The 18,952-nt window shown below is 70.7% G+C and carries 19 protein-coding genes; 13 read left to right on the forward strand and 6 right to left on the reverse strand.

Annotated features, from left to right (window positions below):
- Position 1 precedes the first annotated feature (1 nt).
- Positions 2-682, reverse strand: coding sequence for a response regulator transcription factor (locus MKD51_RS04435; RefSeq protein ID WP_240238587.1), 681 nt, complete (start codon positions 680-682; stop codon positions 2-4).
- Complete coding sequence (locus MKD51_RS04440) at positions 679-1,908, reverse strand: histidine kinase (protein ID WP_240238588.1); 1,230 nt, start codon at positions 1,906-1,908, stop codon at positions 679-681. Before MKD51_RS04440 ends, MKD51_RS04435 begins: the two co-directional genes overlap by 4 nt.
- Before the next feature lie 169 nt (positions 1,909-2,077).
- Here MKD51_RS04440 and MKD51_RS04445 point away from each other — a divergent pair, with 169 nt between their 5' ends.
- From MKD51_RS04445 to rplL, 3 genes are all read left to right on the forward strand, one after another.
- Entirely contained in the window at positions 2,078-3,406 is a 1,329-nt protein-coding gene (locus MKD51_RS04445; protein WP_240238590.1) for an acyltransferase, read from the forward strand.
- 190 nt (positions 3,407-3,596) lie between these two features.
- Positions 3,597-4,115 (forward strand): 50S ribosomal protein L10, encoded by a 519-nt coding sequence (gene rplJ, locus MKD51_RS04450; protein WP_240238592.1) that lies wholly within the window; start codon positions 3,597-3,599, stop codon positions 4,113-4,115.
- Between the two features lie 33 nt (positions 4,116-4,148).
- Positions 4,149-4,535: a 50S ribosomal protein L7/L12 gene (gene rplL, locus MKD51_RS04455; RefSeq protein ID WP_240238594.1), complete on the forward strand. Its 387-nt coding sequence runs from the start codon at positions 4,149-4,151 to the stop codon at positions 4,533-4,535.
- Positions 4,536-4,600: 65 nt separating this feature from the next.
- On the opposite strand, the gene MKD51_RS04460 is transcribed toward rplL, so the two are convergent.
- Complete coding sequence (locus MKD51_RS04460; protein ID WP_240238596.1) at positions 4,601-5,119, reverse strand: HXXEE domain-containing protein; 519 nt, start codon at positions 5,117-5,119, stop codon at positions 4,601-4,603.
- Positions 5,120-5,211: 92 nt separating this feature from the next.
- Between MKD51_RS04460 and MKD51_RS04465 the strand changes: the two genes are divergently transcribed.
- Both MKD51_RS04465 and MKD51_RS04470 read left to right on the forward strand, forming a co-directional pair.
- A complete protein-coding gene (locus MKD51_RS04465; protein WP_240238598.1) occupies positions 5,212-5,424 on the forward strand; it encodes a hypothetical protein in 213 nt (70 codons plus the stop codon).
- Positions 5,417-6,133 carry an MBL fold metallo-hydrolase gene (locus MKD51_RS04470; protein WP_240238600.1) on the forward strand — a complete coding sequence of 239 codons (717 nt, stop codon included), beginning with the start codon at positions 5,417-5,419 and terminating at the stop codon, positions 6,131-6,133. Before MKD51_RS04465 ends, MKD51_RS04470 begins: the two co-directional genes overlap by 8 nt.
- A 146-nt stretch (positions 6,134-6,279) precedes the next feature.
- On the opposite strand, the gene MKD51_RS16175 is transcribed toward MKD51_RS04470, so the two are convergent.
- Positions 6,280-6,492, reverse strand: a complete 213-nt coding sequence (locus tag MKD51_RS16175) for a DUF6226 family protein (RefSeq protein WP_240238603.1) — start codon at positions 6,490-6,492, stop codon at positions 6,280-6,282.
- A gap of 35 nt (positions 6,493-6,527) precedes the next feature.
- Between MKD51_RS16175 and MKD51_RS04480 the strand changes: the two genes are divergently transcribed.
- The 5 genes from MKD51_RS04480 to MKD51_RS04500 all read left to right on the forward strand — a co-directional run bounded on the left by MKD51_RS04480 (position 6,528) and on the right by MKD51_RS04500 (position 13,700).
- Positions 6,528-8,378: an ABC transporter ATP-binding protein gene (locus tag MKD51_RS04480; protein WP_240238605.1), complete on the forward strand. Its 1,851-nt coding sequence runs from the start codon at positions 6,528-6,530 to the stop codon at positions 8,376-8,378.
- An 86-nt stretch (positions 8,379-8,464) separates the two neighbouring features.
- Positions 8,465-9,634 (forward strand): ROK family transcriptional regulator, encoded by a 1,170-nt coding sequence (locus MKD51_RS04485; protein ID WP_240238607.1) that lies wholly within the window; start codon positions 8,465-8,467, stop codon positions 9,632-9,634.
- A gap of 132 nt (positions 9,635-9,766) precedes the next feature.
- Complete coding sequence (gene mmsA / locus MKD51_RS04490) at positions 9,767-11,284, forward strand: multiple monosaccharide ABC transporter ATP-binding protein (RefSeq protein WP_240240822.1); 1,518 nt, start codon at positions 9,767-9,769, stop codon at positions 11,282-11,284.
- Positions 11,281-12,561: a multiple monosaccharide ABC transporter permease gene (mmsB, locus tag MKD51_RS04495; protein ID WP_240238614.1), complete on the forward strand. Its 1,281-nt coding sequence runs from the start codon at positions 11,281-11,283 to the stop codon at positions 12,559-12,561. The genes mmsA and mmsB overlap by 4 nt, the downstream gene beginning before the upstream one ends.
- A 32-nt stretch (positions 12,562-12,593) precedes the next feature.
- Entirely contained in the window at positions 12,594-13,700 is a 1,107-nt protein-coding gene (locus MKD51_RS04500) for a sugar-binding protein (RefSeq protein WP_240238616.1), read from the forward strand.
- Positions 13,701-13,793: 93 nt separating this feature from the next.
- Here MKD51_RS04500 and MKD51_RS04505 read toward each other — a convergent pair whose 3' ends face one another.
- Complete coding sequence (locus MKD51_RS04505; protein WP_240238617.1) at positions 13,794-14,201, reverse strand: MGMT family protein; 408 nt, start codon at positions 14,199-14,201, stop codon at positions 13,794-13,796.
- A 189-nt stretch (positions 14,202-14,390) separates the two neighbouring features.
- On the opposite strand from MKD51_RS04505, the gene MKD51_RS04510 reads away from it, so the two are divergent.
- Both MKD51_RS04510 and MKD51_RS04515 read left to right on the forward strand, forming a co-directional pair.
- Positions 14,391-15,776: a cystathionine beta-synthase gene (locus MKD51_RS04510; protein ID WP_240238620.1), complete on the forward strand. Its 1,386-nt coding sequence runs from the start codon at positions 14,391-14,393 to the stop codon at positions 15,774-15,776.
- Position 15,777: 1 nt separating this feature from the next.
- Positions 15,778-16,950 (forward strand): cystathionine gamma-synthase, encoded by a 1,173-nt coding sequence (locus MKD51_RS04515; protein ID WP_240238622.1) that lies wholly within the window; start codon positions 15,778-15,780, stop codon positions 16,948-16,950.
- A 135-nt stretch (positions 16,951-17,085) separates the two neighbouring features.
- Here the strand turns inward: MKD51_RS04515 and MKD51_RS04520 are convergent, their stop codons facing one another.
- On the reverse strand, positions 17,086-18,420 hold the full coding sequence (locus MKD51_RS04520) for an MFS transporter (RefSeq protein WP_240238624.1): 1,335 nt from the start codon (positions 18,418-18,420) through the stop codon (positions 17,086-17,088).
- Positions 18,421-18,503: 83 nt separating this feature from the next.
- Between MKD51_RS04520 and MKD51_RS04525 the strand changes: the two genes are divergently transcribed.
- Positions 18,504-18,950 carry an SRPBCC domain-containing protein gene (locus MKD51_RS04525; protein WP_240238625.1) on the forward strand — a complete coding sequence of 149 codons (447 nt, stop codon included), beginning with the start codon at positions 18,504-18,506 and terminating at the stop codon, positions 18,948-18,950.
- Positions 18,951-18,952 lie beyond the last annotated feature (2 nt).

An 18,952-nucleotide genomic window follows, 5' to 3' on the forward strand; every position in this document is an offset into this window, starting at 1 on the left:
GCTAGCCGCGTCGCGTGTCGCCGGCGGTGATGAGACCCGACTCGTAGGCGTACACGACCGCCTGCGCGCGGTCGCGCAGCCCGAGCTTCGTGAAGATGCGGCTCACGTGGCTCTTCGTCGTCTGCTCCGAGATGAACAGCCCGCCTGAGATCTCGGCGTTCGAGAGCCCCTGCGCGACGAGCACGAGCACCTCGCGCTCGCGGTCGGTGAGCGCGTTGAGCCGGGGGTCTGGGGCTCGCCTGCGGGGCGCGGCGGAGACGTACTCGGCGATCAGCGAGCGTGTCACGCCGGGGGAGAGCAGGCTGTCGCCTGCGTGCACCGCTCGCACCGCGGCGACCAGCTCTGCCGGCGAGGCGTCCTTCAGCAGGAAGCCGCTCGCCCCGGCTCGCAGCGCGGCGAAGATGTAGTCGTCGACGTCGAAGGTCGTCAGCATCACGATGCGCGGCCGATGGCCGGAGATCTCGTCGGCGAGGATCGCGCTGGTCGCCTCGATGCCGTTGAGCTCGGGCATCCGCACGTCCATGAGCACGACATCCGGCTGCAGCGAACGCACCCGCGCGACTGCCTCGCGCCCATCGGAGGCCTCCCCGGCGACGACGATGTCGGGCTGTGCCGCGAGGATCGAGGCGAGCCCGAGCCGGAACATCTCCTGGTCGTCGACGACCAGCACTCGGATCGTCATGCGCGCTCACCGCCGGCGGCCGGGCGTGCGGGGATCCTCGCGTCCACGATGAAGCCTTCCTGTCCGTCCGTGCCGATCTCCGCCGCGCCGATCTCGACCGTGCCGCCCACGGAGGCGACCCGTTCACGCATGCCGCGGACGCCGTGGCCGTCGATGCGCCCGCCCTCGCGCGCGGCACCGTCGACCAGGTCGTTGCGCACACGCAGCGCGATGTCGGCTCCATCCTGCCGCAGCGAGATCTCGATCGGCGCGTGCGGCGCGTGGCGCAGGGCGTTGCTCACCGACTCCTGCGCGACGCGGAACAGCACCAGCTGCGTCGCTCGCGACGGCGAGGGCTCGATCGGCTCGACGCGCAGCTCGACGGTCGCACCCGCCGAGCGGGCGGAGGCGACGAGCGCGTCGAGCCGCTCGAGGCCGGGCTGCGGCGCCGTGAGCACGTCGTCGGGGTCGCGCAGCACCCGCAGCAGCCCGCGCATCTCCTGCATGGCGGCGCGGGCGTCGTCGGCGATCAGCCCGAACTCCGCGGTCGCGGCCTCGTCGAGCGCGTCGAGCCGGTAGGCCGCCGAGGTGGCGCGCATGTGCACGAGCGACATGCTGTGCGCGACGACATCGTGCATCTCGCGCGCGATGCGTGCGCGCTCCTGCGCCCAGAGCACCTGCGCGCGCTCCGCATCCGTCTCCTCCCGCGCCTCCGCGACCTCCCGCCGAGCGCGCCGCAGCTGCCGCGCGATGACGACGACGGCCAGCGCCAAGCCGCTGACGCCGCCCGCGATGACGAGGTTCACGCTCCAGCCGCTGCCAGCCCCGAGCACGAGCTCGGCGACCAGCCCGATGGCACCGGTCGTCACGAGTGCCGCCGCCCAGGTGGCCATGCCCAGCTGCCATGCAGAGCGCAGCGCCACCACGATCAGCACGGCGGTGAGCGTGATCATGCCGATCACCGTGATCGGCCACGGCCCAGCCGCCGGCGTCGTCGAGAGGGCGATGCCGAGGATCGCGGCGAGCTGCGCGAGCGCGCCCGCCCACGGCACGATCGCCGCGAGCAGCACGCTGCCGCCCTGCAGCAGGCCGAGCACGAAGGCGATCGGCAGCGCGACCAGATGCACCGAGGCGTGCAGCGAGACGCTGAGGGTCGCGAGCACGATCGCGAGCGCCGGCCAGACGATCCACTCGGCGACCGACAGCGACCGCGCCTCACCCGCTCGCACCATCCGCATGACATCCATGCTGCGACGCTACGGCCAGCCGGCGCTCGCGGCATCACCCTGCAGGGTGCACCGCACCCCTACTCGAGGGTCATGCGGCTCGACACTCGCGGGCGATGCCGTCGCCCTGCGCTCCCCGCGACGATCCCTGCATCGAGCCCGAGGCGCGGGCAGGAGCGGAGACGACGAGATGACCACGATGCTGGAGCGGGCGACGACCACGACCAGAGCGGATGCGGTCTCGCGCGGCCGCAGGGACGCATCCGTCGACCTCGTGCGAGCGCTCTGCCTGCTCGTGGTCGTGGGTCTGCACGCGATGATGGTCGGCGTCAGCGTCGTCGACGGCGCCCCGGTGATCGAGAACGCGATGGATCGCTGGGAGGGCTTCCCGCTCGCGAGCTGGGTCGTGCAGGTGATGCCGCTGTTCTTCGTGCTGGGCGGCTTCTCGGCGCACCGGCAGTGGACGGGCATGCGCGCTCGCGACCGCACCGCCGCCGACTACCTGGCGACGCGGCTGCGCCGACTGCTGCCTCCCGTCATCGGTGCCGTCGCCGTCACGGCGCTCTCGCTCGCCGCGCTGGTGGCCGCCGGGGTGCCGGCGGAGCTCGTCGGCGAGGCCGGCTTCCGCCTCAGCCAGCCGCTGTGGTTCATGGGCGTCTACCTGCTGTGCACGCTGCTCGTGCCGGTGATGGTGCGGATGCACGAGGTCGTCCGGGTGCGGACGACGCTCGCCCTCGCGGGGGCCGCACTGGGCATCGACGTGCTGCGGGCAGCGACGGGGGTCGACGCGATCGGCTTCGCGAATCTGCTGCTCGTCTGGCTCAGCGCGCAGCAGCTGGGGTTCTGGATCGCCGACGGCAGCGTCGATCGGTGGTCGCGCGCCGTGCTGCTGCGGCTCGGTGCCGGAGCGCTGGCGCTGGCCATCGCGGTGTGCGCGGCGGGGCTCTCGACGCCCGACCTCTTCCAGGCGCTCAACCCGCCGTCGGTCGTGCTGGTGCTGCTGGGCGTCGCGCAGGCCGCGGCGATGGTGATGGTGCGCGACCGCCTGCGCCGCATCGCCGGTGCGCGCGTCGTCGCGAGGGCCGTTGGAGCGATCAACGCGCGCGCCATGACGATCTACTCCTGGCACATGCTGGTGCTGATCGGGCTCGCGGGGGCCAGCCTGGTCAGCCCGGCGCTGCTGCCCGAACCGCTCAGCGACGCCTGGTGGCAGTCGCGTCCGCTGTGGCTGCTGGCCGTCGGCGTGGCCACGATCGCGGTCGTGCGCATGGCGGGCGTGCTCGAGACCGGAGCGCTCGCTGCCCGCATCGCAGCGACCGTCGAGGGCGCGGCGCCGCGCGCAGCGGGGATGGTCGCTGCCTATCTCTTCGGGGCCGCCGGCGTGCTCGCCGTGCTGGTCTTCGGCAGCCTGCCTGCAGTGTGGGCGGTGGCCGCGCTGGTGCTGGGGGCGAGCCTCATGGTCGCGCGGGGCGCGCAGCTCCAGCGCGCGAGCTTGCGCCGCGCATCCGTCGTGCCGTAGTCTTGCGACATACCAAAGACCGCTGGTCGTTGGCGCGTGCTCGAAAGGTGCGCGACAACCGAAGGCTTGCTCGTGAGAGCGAAGGCCCGCGCAGGTGCGAATGTCCCGTCGAGGACCGAGCTCCAGCGCATGCGCCGGAGCTCTTTTTCATGTGTGAGCCAGGGAAGCCGGCAACGATGCAAGGAGCACCATGGCGAACAAGGAAGCTGCGGTCGCCGAGCTCTCGAACCTCTTCGAGACCTCGAACGCCGTTCTGCTGACCGAGTACCGCGGTCTCACCGTCGGCCAGCTGAAGACGCTGCGCCGTGCGATCAGTGAGCACGCAACGTACGCCGTGGTGAAGAACACGCTCACCAAGATCGCAGCCAACAACGCCGGCATCTCGGCGTTCGACGAGTCGCTTGCCGGCCCGTCTGCGATCGCATTCGTGCACGGCGACCCTGTCGCCGTCGCGAAGGAGCTGCGTGCCTTCGCCAAGGCGAACCCGGCGCTCGTGGTCAAGAACGGTTTCTTCGACGGGAACCCGCTCACGGCCGACGACGTCAACAAGCTCGCCGACCTCGAGTCTCGGGAGGTGCTGCTGGCCAAGCTGGCAGGTGCCTTCAAGGCCTCGCTGTTCGGCGCTGCCTACATGTTCAACGCACCGCTCGCCCAGGCCGTTCGCACGGTCGAGGCACTGCGGGTCAAGCAGGAGTCCGCGGCCGAATAGGCCACGGTCAGTACTAGAAACAAGGAGATGACGATGGCAAAGCTGTCGACTGACGAGCTGCTCGAGCAGTTCAAGGAGCTCACGCTCATCGAGCTCAGCGAGTTCGTGAAGGCATTCGAGGAGACCTTCGAGGTCACCGCTGCGGCCCCCGCCGCGGTCGCTGCGGCCCCCGCCGCCGGCGGTGCTGCTGCTGAGGAGGTCGAGGAGCAGACGGAGTTCGACGTCGTCCTCGAGGCTGCCGGCTCGGCGAAGATCCAGGTCATCAAGGTCGTCCGTTCGCTGACGTCCCTCGGTCTCGGCGAGGCCAAGGCTCTCGTCGACGGTGCTCCCGCCAACGTGCTCGAGGGCGCGAAGAAGGAAGACGCCGAGAAGGCCAAGGCTGACCTCGAAGAGGCCGGCGCGACGGTCGTGATCAAGTAATCACGCTCTCGTGAACATGAGGGGCCGCATCCGAGAGGGTGCGGCCCTTCGTCATTCCCTGTCGGTCAGTGCCGAACGCGGATGCGGCGCAGGGCCCTGCGGGCGATGACGTGCGATGCCGGCACCCAGGCGCCGAGCACCATCGCGACGGCGGTCGCGGCCGGATGCATGGGCACCCGCCGCTCGAACAGCTCGGCGGCGGCAGCGATCGAGAAGCCCGCGACGAGCACGGGGGAGGTGGCCACGCCGGGTGTGTAGGAGCGCGACGCGATGGTGCCGCCGATGTGCGAGATGGCGTGCAAGCCGTAGCCGAGCAGGGCGCCCTGGTAGAGCGCGCTGCGGCCCGCAGTGCGCGCGCCTGCCGCGGCGGCAAGGGCGAACGGCACACCGACGAGGCCGATCGCCGTCCACACCTCTGCACGCGAGCGACGCACGGCCTGGCCGACGACCGCGAGCCCGCGGCGGTCGAGGTCGTCGGCCACGCGGTGCGTCCACGCCGACATGGTGAGGGCCTCCTCGAGGTCGTGCAGCGTCCAGGATCCGAGCAGTCCCCAGGTGGCCCAGCGGGCAGGCGGTCGTGTCACGCCTCGAGCCTCGCAGAACGCGCCTGGCGAGCACCAGGGCCGGGCCGGATTCCTCGGAGGCGCGGCCCTTCCGGCATGGCACGCTGGTGGCCATGAGCACCCGCGACACCCCGGAGCAGATCGGCGACCTGCCCAAGATCGGCCGTCCCGCCACCAGCGCGCTGCTGGCGATCGGCGTCACGACGCTCGAGCAGGTCGCCGCGATGGGCGAGGCAGCGCTGCTGGCCCTGCACGGCGTCGGGCCGAAGGCGGTGCGGATCCTGCGGGTGGCGCTCGAGCAGCAGGGCAGGCGACTGGGTGTCTGAGGCCGCTGCGCGCAGGGAGGCAGCGGCGGTGCTCCTGCCGGTCGCGTCGGGCGTCGACCGCTGGGTGATGCCCGAGGCAGCCATGAACGCCGTGGTGATCGCCGATGGGGGAGAGGCGCTCGTCGTCGATCCCGGCACGCTGCCCGAGCGCGCCGCCGAGCTGCGGGCAGCGATCGAGCTGCGAGGCGATCGCGTCATCGGCGTCGTCATCACGCACGCGCACTGGGACCACTGCTTCGCGCTCTCGACCTTCGCCGATGTGGCGTCGTACGCGCATCCCGCCGTCATCGCCGAGCTCGCGGCGCACGGAGAGCAGCAGCGCGACGCCGTGCTCGGCTTCGCGAGCGACGAGACGGCGGATGCCCTGCGGGCGCTGCCGATCGTCGCCCCGACGACGCCGGTGGAGAGTCCGCACCGCCTGCGCGTCGGCGCGCTGGAGGTGGCGCTCGAGCCGATCGGCAGCGCCCACACCGGCGGTGACCTGGTCGTGCACGTGCCAGGGGCCGGGGTCACCGTCGCCGGCGACCTGGTCGAGACCGCCGACGACGCGCAGCTCGACGACTCGACCGACGTGCCCGGATGGCTGCGCGCCCTCGACCGCCTGGCAGCCCACGCGCAGCCGCTGCTCGTGCCCGGCCACGGTGAGCCGTGCGGCCACGAGCGCCTCGAGCACCACCGCGCGCTGCTCGCCGCCCGCCGCCGCTGCTGAGCGGCCGGCGCAACGCCCGAAAGCCCCGCGAGAGCGCCGGCTCGCGCGCACAGTGCAGCCGAGTCGCGGTTGTCGCGGTGGGTCGTTGCGACGAGTGCGACGCCGAGCACGATGCGGGTCGCCGCACCGCCCAGCCTCAGCGCCCGTCAGCGCTGGCGGGGCACCCAGGCGTCAGAGCCGAACACGACCGCGATCGCGTGCAGCGGCGCGTAGCGCTCGGTGTTCGACGTCCCCGAGTACGCCGATGCCGGCGGACCGCTCATGCTCCAGCGCTGTCCGTACGCGATCGGCCTGCCCTCGGCATCGAGCCACTGCCGCACGGGGATCGTCGGCATCAGGAAGGGCTCCGGCTCGCTCACGGTGCCATGCTCGCACGCGGCGCTACGGTTGCCCCATGAGCATGGGCATGGGTGGCCGCGGTGGGCGAGTCGGGATGCGCGACGAGTCCGCCCAGCGCGAGGCGAACGCGACCGCACCCCGCGTGCCCGACCTGGGCAAGCGCATCCTCGGCCTCTTCAAGCCCCACCGCAACGCGATCATCCTCACGATCGTGCTCGTGGTGGTGGTCGCGGCCATCTCGGTCTTTCCGCCGCTGCTGACGCAGCGCGTGTTCGACGAGGCGCTCTTCCCGCCAGAGGGCGGCCCTGATCTGCGCCTGCTGTGGACCCTGGTCGGCATCATGGTGGTGCTGTGGGTCTCCACGAGCCTGCTGGGCATCTGGCAGACCTGGCTCACCTCCAAGGTGGGCAACCGCGTCATGGGCGAACTGCGCAACAGCCTCTTCGACCGGTTGCAGGGCATGGAGCTGGCGTTCTTCACCCGCACGAAGACCGGCGTCATCCAGTCGCGCCTGCAGAACGACGTCGGCGGCGTCGCGAACGTGCTCTCCAACACGGTCTCGTCGGTGGTCGGCAACACCGTCACGGTGCTCTCGAGCCTGGTGACGATGCTGATCCTGTCGTGGGAGCTCACGATCGCCGCCGTGCTGCTGACACCGCTGCTGATCATCCTGCAGCGCCGCGTCGGCCAGGTGCGCGCCCGCATCGCGACGCAGACGCAGGAGTCGCTCAGCGAGATGACCGCCATCACGCAGGAGTCGCTGTCGGTCTCCGGCATCCTGCTCGCCAAGGCGTTCGGTCGCCAGACCGACGAGTCGCGCAGGTACCGCAGCGAGAACGACCGCCAGATCGGTCTGCAGGTGCGCCTGACGATGAGCGGGCAGACCTTCTTCGCGATCGTCTCGATCTTCATCTCGATCCTGCCGGCCGTGATCTACGTGATCGCCGGCTTCCTGATCACGGGTGGGGATGTGGGGGTCACGGCGGGCACGCTCGTCGCCTTCACGACGGTGCAGTCGCGCCTTCTGATGCCGCTCATGGGCCTGCTGCGCGTCGCGCTCGACCTGCAGACCTCGTCGGCGCTATTCGCCCGCATCTTCGAGTACCTCGACCTCAAGCCCACGATCGTGCCGGCCGCAGACCCTGTGCCGGTGGACGCATCGCGTCTCGGCGAGGTCGAGTTCGACGCCGTGGAGTTCCGCTACCCGGATGCGCGCGAGAGCGAGCCGAACACGCTCGACGGCGTCTCGTTCACGCTCGAGCCCGGCACCTTCGCCGCCTTCGTCGGGCCGTCCGGTGCCGGCAAGACGACCATCGGCTACCTGCTCCCGCGCCTCCACGAGGTCACGGGGGGAGCGGTGCGCTTCGCGGGCGTCGACGTGCGCGAGATCGACCCGTCCGCGCTCACCGACCACATCGGCATCGTGAGCCAGGAGCCCTATCTGTTCCACGCATCCATCGCCGAGAACCTGCGCTACGCCAAGCCGGATGCGACCGACGCAGAGCTCGACGCCGCCGCGCGGGCGGCCAGCATCTACGACACGATCCACCGCTTCCCCGACGGCTACGACACCATCGTCGGCGAGCGGGGCTACCGGCTCTCCGGCGGCGAGAAGCAGCGCATCGCCATCGCCCGCGTGCTGCTCAAGGACCCTGCGGTCCTCGTGCTCGACGAGGCCACCAGCGCGCTCGACACCGTCTCCGAGCGCGTCGTGCAGGCGGCGCTCGACGAGGCGGCGCGTGGGCGCACGACGCTGGCGATCGCCCACCGGCTCTCGACCATCCGCGACGCGGACGTGATCTTCGTCATCGACGCCGGGCGCATCGTCGAGCGCGGCACCCACGCCCAACTGCTCGAGCAGGAGGGCACCTACGCGACGCTCTTCGCCCAGCAGGCGGTGAGCTGAGGCGCGCGGGCGCCAACTGATCACCAGACAGGCGACTTCTGTGTTCATTTCTTGACAGCAAGCCCGACTCTCGCCACCATGGCTCAATGGCACAGCGACGCAGCCCCGGATCTCAGGGCGCTCTGCGCGCCGCGAACGAGGCGCGCATCGTGCAGGCGCTGCGGGGAGCGCCGGCCACGCAGTCCGAGATCGCCGAGCGCACGGGCCTCGCGCACGCGACCGTGTCGAACATCGTGCGCGACCTGCGGGAGCGCGGCTCCGTCTCGACGGAGCCCACCGTGCACCAGGGCAGGCGCGCGAGCCTCGTGACGCTCGAGCGCGCCGAGGGGCCGACGGTCGTCGGCATCGACTTCGGCAGGCAGCACGTGCGCATCGCCGTCGCGGCCGACGATCCGATCGTGCTCGTCGAGGACGAGGTGGTGCTGCCTGTCGGGCATCGGGCCGAGGAGAGCCTCGCGGTCGCCGCAGAGCTGCTGGATCGGCTGCTGCGCGAGGCGGACGTGTCCCGCAAGAACGTCGCGGCGATCTGCGTGGGCGTGCCGTGCCCGATCGATCTGCGCACCGGCACGATCCTGGGCCACTCGATCCTGCCGGAGTGGGACGGCGTGACGCGCGATCGCATCGGCGAGGCCTTCGGGATGGCCGTGGAGGTCGCCAACGACTCCGACCTGGGGGCGATTGCCGAGCGCGCATTCGGGCCGTACAGCGACGTCGACGACCTCATCTTCGTGAAGATCGGCACCGGCATCGGCAGCGGTCTCGTGATCGGCGGCAAGCTGCATCGCGGCTCCTTCGGGATCGCGGGCGAGCTGGGCCACGTGCAGGTGGACCCGAACGGCACGCTGTGCGTGTGCGGCAGCCGTGGCTGCCTCGAGACGCTGGCCTCCGTGCGGGTCATGGCACAGTCGCTCTCCGCCGCCTTCGGCAGGCCCGTCACGACCAGCGACATCGTGCACCAAGCCATCGATGGCGACCCCGCCACCCGGCGCGTGGTGGCGGATGCCGGTGTCGCGATCGGGCGCACCATCGCCAACGCATGCAACATCCTTGCGCCCTCGGTGGTGGTGGTCGGCGGGCCGCTCGCCGAGGTCGGCGACCTGCTGCTGCACCCCGTGCGCGACGGCTTCCGCCGCTTCGCGCTGCACCCCCTCGCGACCTCGACGCAGATCGTCGGCGCCTCGCTGGGACCTCGTGCCGAGGTGCTCGGCGCCGTGACGCTCGCGCGCCAGACGGCACGCACGGCCGCGTTCATGTGAAGATAACGATTTGGACACTTGCGTTCATGACTTGACGCAACGTTCCGGCGCGCGTAGGTTGATCCGCGATCCCGCCGACGACGGCGGGCACGTATGAGGGGGCCAAGGGTGGCAGAGCCGGTGATCCTGTCGATGGAGCACATCACGAAGGAGTTTCCCGGCGTGCGTGCCCTCGACGACGTGAGCATCGAGGTGCGCAAGGGCACGATCCATGCCATCTGCGGCGAGAACGGCGCAGGCAAGTCGACGCTCATGAAGGTGCTCTCCGGGGTCTACCCGCACGGCACCTTCGACGGCCGGATCGTCTACCAGAGCGCGCCCGTCGCGTTCGGCAGCATCAACGAGTCCGAGCGCGCCGGCATCGTCATCATCCATCAGGAGCTCGCGCTCGTGCCGGAGCTGTCGATCGCCGAGAACATCTTCCTCGGCAACGAGCCGCGCCGCGGCATCGCGATCGACTGGGACACCGTGCGCCTGCGTGCCACAGAGCTGCTCGCGCGCGTCGGCCTCGCCGAGGATCCCGACACGCCCATCAAGCACATCGGCGTTGGCAAGCAGCAGCTGGTCGAGATCGCCAAGGCGCTCGAGAAGGACGTCAGGCTGCTGATCCTCGACGAGCCCACCGCGGCGCTCAACGAGTCTGACTCGCAGCACCTGCTCGACCTCATCGTCGGCCTCAAGGCCAAGGGCGTGACGTCGATCATGATCTCCCACAAGCTCAACGAGATCGAGCAGATCTCCGACGCCATCACGATCATCCGCGACGGCAAGATGATCGAGACGCTCGACATCGCCGACGGCGCCGTCGACGAGGACCGCATCATCCGAGGGATGGTGGGCCGCACGCTCGGCCAGCGGTTCCCCGAGCGCGCCCACACCGTGGGTGAGGTCTTCTTCGAGGTGCGCGACTGGACGGTGCAGCATCCGCTCTCCGCAGAGCGACTGGTCGCGAAGAGCTCGAGCTTCACCGTGCGCAGGGGCGAGATCGTCGGCTTCGCCGGCCTCATGGGCGCGGGCCGCACAGAGCTCGCGATGAGCGTCTTCGGCCGCCAGTACGGCACCTGGCTCGGCGGCACCATCCACAAGGACGGCAAGGAGATCAAGCTGCGCTCCGTGTCTGACGCGATCGGCCACGGGCTCGCCTACGTGAGCGAGGATCGCAAGGCGCTCGGCCTCAACCTGCTCGACACCATCAAGCGCTCCATCGTCTCTGCGAAGCTCTCGAAGATCGCTCCGAGAGGCGTGGTCGACTCGCTCAAGGAGTCGCAGGTCTCCGAGGAGTACCGCACGGCGCTGCGCATCAAGTCGCCGAGCGTCGAGCAGGGCGTCGACACGCTCTCCGGCGGCAACCAGCAGAAGGTCGTGCTGGCGAAGTGGATGTTCACCGACCCCGACCTGCTGATCCTGGACGAGCCGACGCGCGGCATCGACGTCGGCGCCAAGAGCGAGATCTACCAGATCGTGCGCGAGCTGGCAGACGCCGGCAAGGGCGTCATCCTCATCTCCTCCGAGCTGCCAGAGCTGCTCGGCCTGGCAGACCGCATCTACACGATCTTCGAGGGTCGCATCACGGGCGAGCTGCGTGCCGCCGATGCCGACCAGGAGATGCTCATGCGCCGGATGGCGCCGACGAAGGGTGACCACGAATGACCGATCGCGTGAACGAGCGCCGCGGCTTCCTTGCGGAGTTCAGCATGCTCTTCGGCAAGCAGGGCTCGCTGAAGGAGTTCGGCATCCTGGGCGCGCTCATCGTGATCGTGCTGGCGTTCCAGTTCGCCACGAGCGGCACCACGCTGGCGCCGGGCAACGTCATCAACCTCGTGCAGTCGCAGTCGTACATCCTGCTCCTCGCGATCGGCATGGTGATGGTGATCATCGCCGGGCACATCGACCTCTCGGTGGGCTCGGTCGCCGCGTTCGCGAGCGTGGTCGTCGCGATCTCGATGAACGACTGGGGGCTTCCCTGGGGCGTCAGCGTCCTGATCGGCCTGGGCCTCGGCCTCCTGATCGGCGCCTGGCAGGGCTTCTGGGTGGCCTTCGTGGGCGTGCCGGCGTTCATCGTGACGCTCGCGGGCATGCTCATGTTCCGCGGGCTCAACCAGCTCGTCGGCCAGTCGCGCGGCATCGGCGTCGACCCCGGCTTCGTCGAGGCGCTCGCCGGCTACCTGCCGGAGATCGGGCCAGACACCGGGTACAACAACCTCACGCTGCTGCTCGGCCTCGCCGCGATCATCGCGGTCGTGGTCTTCGAGCTGCGCGGCCGCGCGCGCCGCCAGCGGCTCGGCGCCGACGTCGCACCGATGTGGGTGCTCATCACCCGCCTCGCGCTGGTCTCCGGCGTGATCGTCGCCACCGCGCTGCTGTTCGCCAGCGGCCGCCCGGGCACGAGCTTCCCGCTGTCGGGCGTCCTGCTCGTCGCCTTCGTGCTCGGCTACGGCTTCCTGACCCAGCGCACGACGCTCGGCCGCCACGTCTACGCCGTGGGCGGCAACCGACGCGCTGCGGAGCTCTCGGGCGTGCGCTCGCGCTGGATCGACTTCTTCGTGATGGCCAACATGTCGGTGCTCGCCTCGGTCGCGGGCATGATGTGGATCGCCCGCTCGCAGGCAGCCGGCCCCGCTGACGGCAACGGCTGGGAGCTCGACGCCATCGCCGCTGTCTTCATCGGCGGCGCCGCGGTCGCGGGTGGCATCGGCACGGTGGCGGGCAGCATCATCGGCGGTCTCGTCATGGCCGTGCTCTCGAACGGCCTGTTCGCGATCGGCACCGGCTCCGACTGGATCCAGGTCATCAAGGGCCTCGTGCTGCTGATCGCCGTCGCGATCGACGTGCTCAACAAGCGGCAGGGCCGCTTCTCGATCATCGCGCTGCTGCAGCGCGGACTCACACGTGGGCGCGACAGGGACTCCCTGCCCACCGCATCCTGACCCATCCCAACCATCGAACAACAGGAGTACTGATGAGGAAGTCCACCTTCGTGGCGCTGGCCGGCATCGCCGCCGTCAGCGTCGCACTGACCGGCTGCGGCCGCGCAGACACCGGCACCGACCCCGAGGGCGAGGGCGCCGCACCCGAGGCCGGGTTCGCCGCTGACGCCACGATCGGCGTTGCCCTGCCCGACCGCACCAGCGAGAACTGGGTGCTGGCCGGCGACCTGTTCACCAACGGGCTCGAGGAGGCTGGCTTCACCGGCAACGTGCAGTACGCCGGCTCGTCGAACTCGGTTGGTGATCAGCAGCAGCAGATCCAGAGCATGATCTCCGCCGGTGCAGAGGTCATCATCGTGGGCGCCTCGGACACCAACCAGCTGGCGACCCAGCTCGAGGCCGCCGACGCCGCCGACATCACGGTGATCGCCTACGACCGCCTGATCCAGAACAGCGAGCTGGTCGACTTCTACGTCGCCTTCGACAACTTCCACGTCGGCGAGCTGCAGGCGCAGTCGCTGCTCGACGGGCTTGCGGAGCGCTACGGCGACCAGGAGGCCTGGAACATCGAGCTCTTCTCGGGCTCGGCTGACGACTCCAACTCGGCTGTCTTCTTCGACGGCGCCATGAGCGTGCTGCAGCCGAAGATCGACGACGGCACCCTGACGGTCGTCACCGACCAGACCACGGTGCAGCAGACGGCGACCGAGGACTGGGCGGCAGAGAACGCGCAGAACCGCATGGACACCATCCTGCAGAGCTCGTACCAGGGCCAGGACCTGCACGGCGTGCTGTCGCCGAACGACAACCTCGCTCGCGCGATCCTCACCTCGGTGCAGAACGACGGCCGCGACGTGCCGGTCGTGACGGGCCAGGACTCCGAGGTCGAGTCGGTCCAGTCGATCGTCGCCGGCGCGCAGTACTCCACCATCTACAAGGACACGCGTGCGCTCGTCGCCGCGGCCATCGAGATGGCGCAGGCGCTGCAGGCGGGCGAGGAGCCGACGACCACCGGCACCTCGGACAACGGTGCGATGGAGGTTCCCGCGAACCTGCTCGAGCCGGTCATCGTGACGCAGACGAACGCCGCTGAGGCCTACGCCGACAACGAGGATCTCGCGCCGCTCACCGAGCAGTAGCGGGCACCCTGCTGCAGGAAGCATCCTGCAGCAGGAAGCACCGCACGACCGCACATCGCCGACGGGCGGCTTCCTCACGGGGCCGCCCGTCGGTCATGTCTGCGGCCGATCGGATGCGTCGGATGCGCGAGGGTCGTCGGTGCCGTCGGCCTCCGGCCCCGACAGGTCGCGGGTCGCCTCGAGCCACCGCAGCTCGAGCTCGCCCATGTCGGCGGCGTAGTCGGCGTAGCGGCAGCCGAGCCCGTTGGGCTTGACGCGGATGCCCTCCTCGCGCCAGTGGGGGCGGGCGCGCTCGAGCAGGTCGCCGGCGAAGTCGCCCGCGTGGTTGGTGACGCGCCACCAGGGCAGCCCATCCGACCAGTGCCGCATGATCGAGCCGACCTCGCGCGGGCCGATGCCGCAGATCGCGGCGATCGCCCCGTAGGAGGCGACGCGCCCCTCGGGCACCAGCTCGACGCAGCGCAGCACCCGCTCGATCACCAGCTCTCTGCGCGCATCCACCCCCACATCCTGCACTGACCCGAACCCCTCGTGCACAACGCAAGCCCCCGCGACGAATCGCTGCGTGCTGCGGGAACCGTCGCCGCTGAACGCGCGAGAGCCGCGCTGCAGGCTTGCGTTGTGCGCCGGGGGCGCCGGGGGAGGCGACGGCGACCCGGCGCTAGGCTCGTTCGGCAGGCAGGAGGGCCCATGCGCTACGCAGAGTCGATCGTCGACACGATCGGTGACACCCCGCTCGTGAAGCTGACGAAGGTCACGGAGGGCATCGCCGCGACCGTGCTCGCCAAGGTCGAGTACCTCAACCCCGGCGGCTCCGTGAAGGACCGCATCGCGAGCGCGATGATCGACGACGCCGAGGCCAAGGGCCTGCTCGGCCCTGGCGGCACGATCGTCGAGCCGACCAGCGGCAACACCGGCGTCGGCCTCGCGCTCGTCGCGCAGCAGAAGGGCTACCGCTGCGTGTTCGTCTGCCCCGACAAGGTCTCGGAGGACAAGCTGGCGACGCTGCGCGCCTATGGGGCCGAGGTGGTCGTCACCCCGACCTCCGTCGCCCCCGACAGCCCCGAGAGCTACTACGGCGTCGCCAACCGCCTCACCGAAGAGATCGCGGGCGCCTACCAGCCCAACCAGTTCTTCAACCCGGCTGCGCCCGCCGCGCACGAGGCCACCACCGGCCCCGAGATCTGGCGCGACACCGACGGCCTGCTCACGCACTTCGTCGCAGGCATCGGCACCGGCGGCACGATCACCGGCACCGCCCGCTTCCTGAAGCGCGCATCCGAGGGCCGCGTCACCGTCATCGGCGCCGACCCCGAGGGCTCCATCTACTCCGGCGGCACCGGCCGCCCCTACCTCGTCGAGGGCGTCGGCGAGGACATGTGGCCGGGCAACTACGACCCGAGCGTCGTCGACGTGGTCTCTGCCGTCAACGACGCGGCGTCGTTCGCCATGACCCGCAGGCTCGCCCGCGAGGAGGGGCTGCTGGTCGGCGGCTCGAGCGGCATGGCCGTCGTCGCCGCGCTGCGTGCCGCGCAGCAGCTGCCCGCCGATGCCGTCGTCGTGGTGCTGCTGCCCGACTCCGGCCGCGGCTACCTGCAGAAGGTCTACTCCGACGCCTGGATGCGCTCCTACGGCTTCGCCGCGCCCGACAGCGAGACGACCGTGCGCGACGTGCTGACCGGCAAGCTCGCGCCCGGCACTGCCGGGGCCATGCCCGATCTCGTGCACGCGCATCCGACCGACACCGTGCACGACGCGATCGAGATCATGCGCGAGTACGGCGTCAGCCAGCTGCCGGTGCTCACCGCCGAGCCGCCCGTCGTCGTCGGCGAGGTCGCCGGCGCCGTCGACGAGCGCTCGCTGCTCGACGCGGTGTTCGCCGAGCGCGCGCAGCTCGCCGACCCCATCTCGAAGCACCTGCTGCCGAGGCTCCCGCAGATCGGCATCACGGAGTCGGTGGATGCGCTGCTCGCGGCACTGCGGGATCACGACGCGATGCTCGTGCTCGAGGACGCCAAGCCGGTCGGCGTCATCACGCGCACCGACCTGCTCACCCACCTGTCGAAGGAGGCATGACATGACCGACCCCACCGGCGCATCCGCGGACGGCTTCGCCACCAGGGCGATCCACGACGGCCAGCACTTCGACCCGCGCACGGGCGCCGTCATCCCGCCGATCTTCATGAGCTCGACGTTCGTTCAGGACGGCGTCGGCGGCTTCCGCGACGGCTACGAGTACTCGCGCGGCGGCAATCCCAGCCGCGACGCCCTGCAGCAGCAGCTCGCGAGCCTGGAGGGCGGCACCCACGCGTTCACCTTCGGCTCCGGCCTGGCCGGCGAGGACGCCCTGCTGCGCGCCGTGCTGCAGCCCGGCGACCACGTGCTGATGGGCAACGACGTCTACGGTGGCACGCACCGCCTGGTCTCGCAGATCCACGCGCGGTGGGGTGTCGAGCTCTCGACGGCTGACGCCTCCGACCTCGACGCCGTGCGCGCGGCCATCCGCCCGAACACGAAGATCCTGTGGGTCGAGACGCCCTCGAATCCCCTCATGAAGGTGGCCGACATCCCGGGGCTCGTCGAGATCGGCCACGCGGCCGGTGCGATCGTCGTCGCCGACAACACCTTCGCGACGCCCTACCTGCAGCAGCCGCTCACGCTCGGTGCCGACGTGGTCGTGCACTCCACCACCAAGTACATCGGCGGGCACTCCGACCTCGTCGGCGGTGCCGTGGTGACGGCGGATGCGGCGCTCGCCGAGCGAGTCGGGTTCCAGCAGTTCGCGGTGGGCGCCGTGAACAGCCCGTTCGACGCCTGGCTCACCACCCGCTCGCTCAAGACGCTCGCCGTGCGAGTCGAGCGGCACTGCACCAATGCGCAGGCGGTCGCGGAGTCGCTCGTCGGCCACCCGGCGATCACCGCCGTGCACTATCCGGGCCTGCCCGACCACCCGCAGCACGCGCTGGCCGGGCGGCAGATGCGCGGCTTCGGAGGCATGGTCTCGATCCAGCTCGCGGGCGGTGTGCCCGCTGTGCACGAGCTGGTGGGGCGCACGCGACTGTTCCAGCTGGCGGAGTCGCTCGGCGGCATCGAGTCGCTCGTCTGCTACCCCTCGGAGATGACGCACGCATCCGTCAAGGGCACAGAGCTCGCCGTGCCGGAGGACCTGCTGCGGCTCTCGGTGGGCCTTGAGGACGCCGCCGACCTGGTGGCGGATCTGCGTCAGGCGCTCGACTCGCTCAAGCCCTGAGCCGCCGCTCGCACAACGCAAGCCCGCGCGAGCCCGATCGCGGCCCGCCACCGCATCGCGGCGTCGATGCCGCTGCGCTCGCCCTTCGGGCTTGCGTTGTGCGGAGGGCGGCGACGGCAGCCATGGCGGCGGGTGCTAGTCGAGCGGCTTGCCCCGCTGCTCGGGAAGCGTCCATGCCGCGACGGCGGCGATCGCGAAGGCTGCTGCGAAGACGCCGAACAGCAGGACCGAGCCACCGCCGGCGATCAGGAAGGGCACCGCGAGCGGCGCGAGGATCGACGCGATGCGGCCGAAGCCGGCGGCCGCGCCTGTGCCGGTGCCGCGCACGTTCGTCGGGTAGAGCTCCGGCCCGATGGCATAGAGCGCGCCCCAGGCGCCGAGGTTGCAGAACGAGAGCGCGCAGCCTGCCGCGATGATCATCGCCTCGGTCGAGGCGGTGCCGTACCAGGCAGCCGCGAGCGCGGAGCCGACGAGGAACACGGTGAGCGTCGGCCGCCTGCCCCACTTCTCGATCAGGAACGCGGAGAGCGCGTAGCCGGGCAGCTGCGCCACGGTGATGATGAGCGTGAACTCGAACGACCGCACGAGATCGAAGCCCTGGGCGACCAGCAGCGACGGGATCCAGATGAAGGCGCCGTAGTACGAGAAGTTGATGCAGAACCAGACCGTCCAGAGCGCGAGGGTACGGCGGCGGAGCGCTGGCGACCAGATCGAGACCCGGGGCCCCGTCGGCGCCGGCACCGCCGCATCCGACGACGCGGTCTCTGGTGCGGGCACGCCGGCGGCCTCCTCGAACGAGCGCACGGTGCGCTCGGCCTCCGAGACGCGACCCTTGCTCATCAGGTACCGCACCGACTCCGGCATGCCCCAGCGCACCACGATCGAGAAGATCGCGGGCGCCATGCCGATCGCGAGACCCCAGCGCCAGCCGTCGTCTGAGGTGCCGACGACGAAGGTGCCGATCACGGCGGCGGCGATCCAGCCCACCGCCCAGAACGCCTCGAGCCAGACGACCACGCGGCCGCGGATCCGCTTGGGCGCGAACTCGCTGATGAGGGTCGAGGCCACCGGAAGCTCGGCGCCCAGGCCGAGCCCCACCACGAAGCGCAGCACCAGCAGCGCTGCGATCGAGCCGACGAGGGCGGATGCGCCGGTCGCGATGCCGTAGACGAGCAGCGTGAGCGCGAAGACGCTGCGGCGGCCGATGCGGTCGGCGAGCAGTCCGCCGACGGTCGCGCCGATCGCCATGCCGACGAAGCCGATCGAGGCGATCCAGCTGGTCTCGATGCTCGTCAGCTGCCACTGCTGCGCGAGTGCGGCGATGACGAAGGAGATGAGCCCGACGTCCATGGCGTCGAGCGCCCACCCGATGCCGGCGGTGCCGAGCAGGCGGCCGTGCTTGCGCGTGAAGGGGAGCCGGTCGAGCCGCTCTGAGCGGGTCGCGGCGGCGGCGTCGGGGAGGGCAGACATGGGAGGGCCTCTCGTCGTGGGCGCTGATCGCCGGACGCCACAACGATAGTGCGGGGCGCATCGCGCACGGATAGCGTTGCGGCATGAGCGAGCGCATCGAGATCCCGGAAGAGGTGGAGCGCACCTCGGTCGAGGGCTTCGTCATGGCGTCGGCGGATGCGGTGTGGCAGCTGTGGACGACGGTCGACGGCCTCGAGCAGTGGTGGTGGCCGATGTTCGACGACGCCAGCTACGACGTGGACGCGCGGGACGACGGCCTGTACCGCTTCACTGCGTCGAGCGGCGGCGTCGGCGTGCAGGGGCGATACCTCCAGCTCGACGAGGGCAAGCGGATGGTGCTCAGCTGGGACTGGATGAGTGGCTACGAGGACGGGGAGCGCCGCGAGGATCTCGTGGTGGTCGACTTCTCCGAGCTCGGGGACGGCACGCACGTGCGCGTCACGCTCACCGGCCCGCTCGACGAGCTCGAGAACATGCGTGACGGCTGGCAGGACACGCTGACGCGGCTCGAGGAGCTGCTCGACGACTGAGG

The sequence above is a fragment of the Agrococcus sp. ARC_14 genome (assembly GCF_022436485.1).
Classification (GTDB): domain Bacteria; phylum Actinomycetota; class Actinomycetes; order Actinomycetales; family Microbacteriaceae; genus Agrococcus.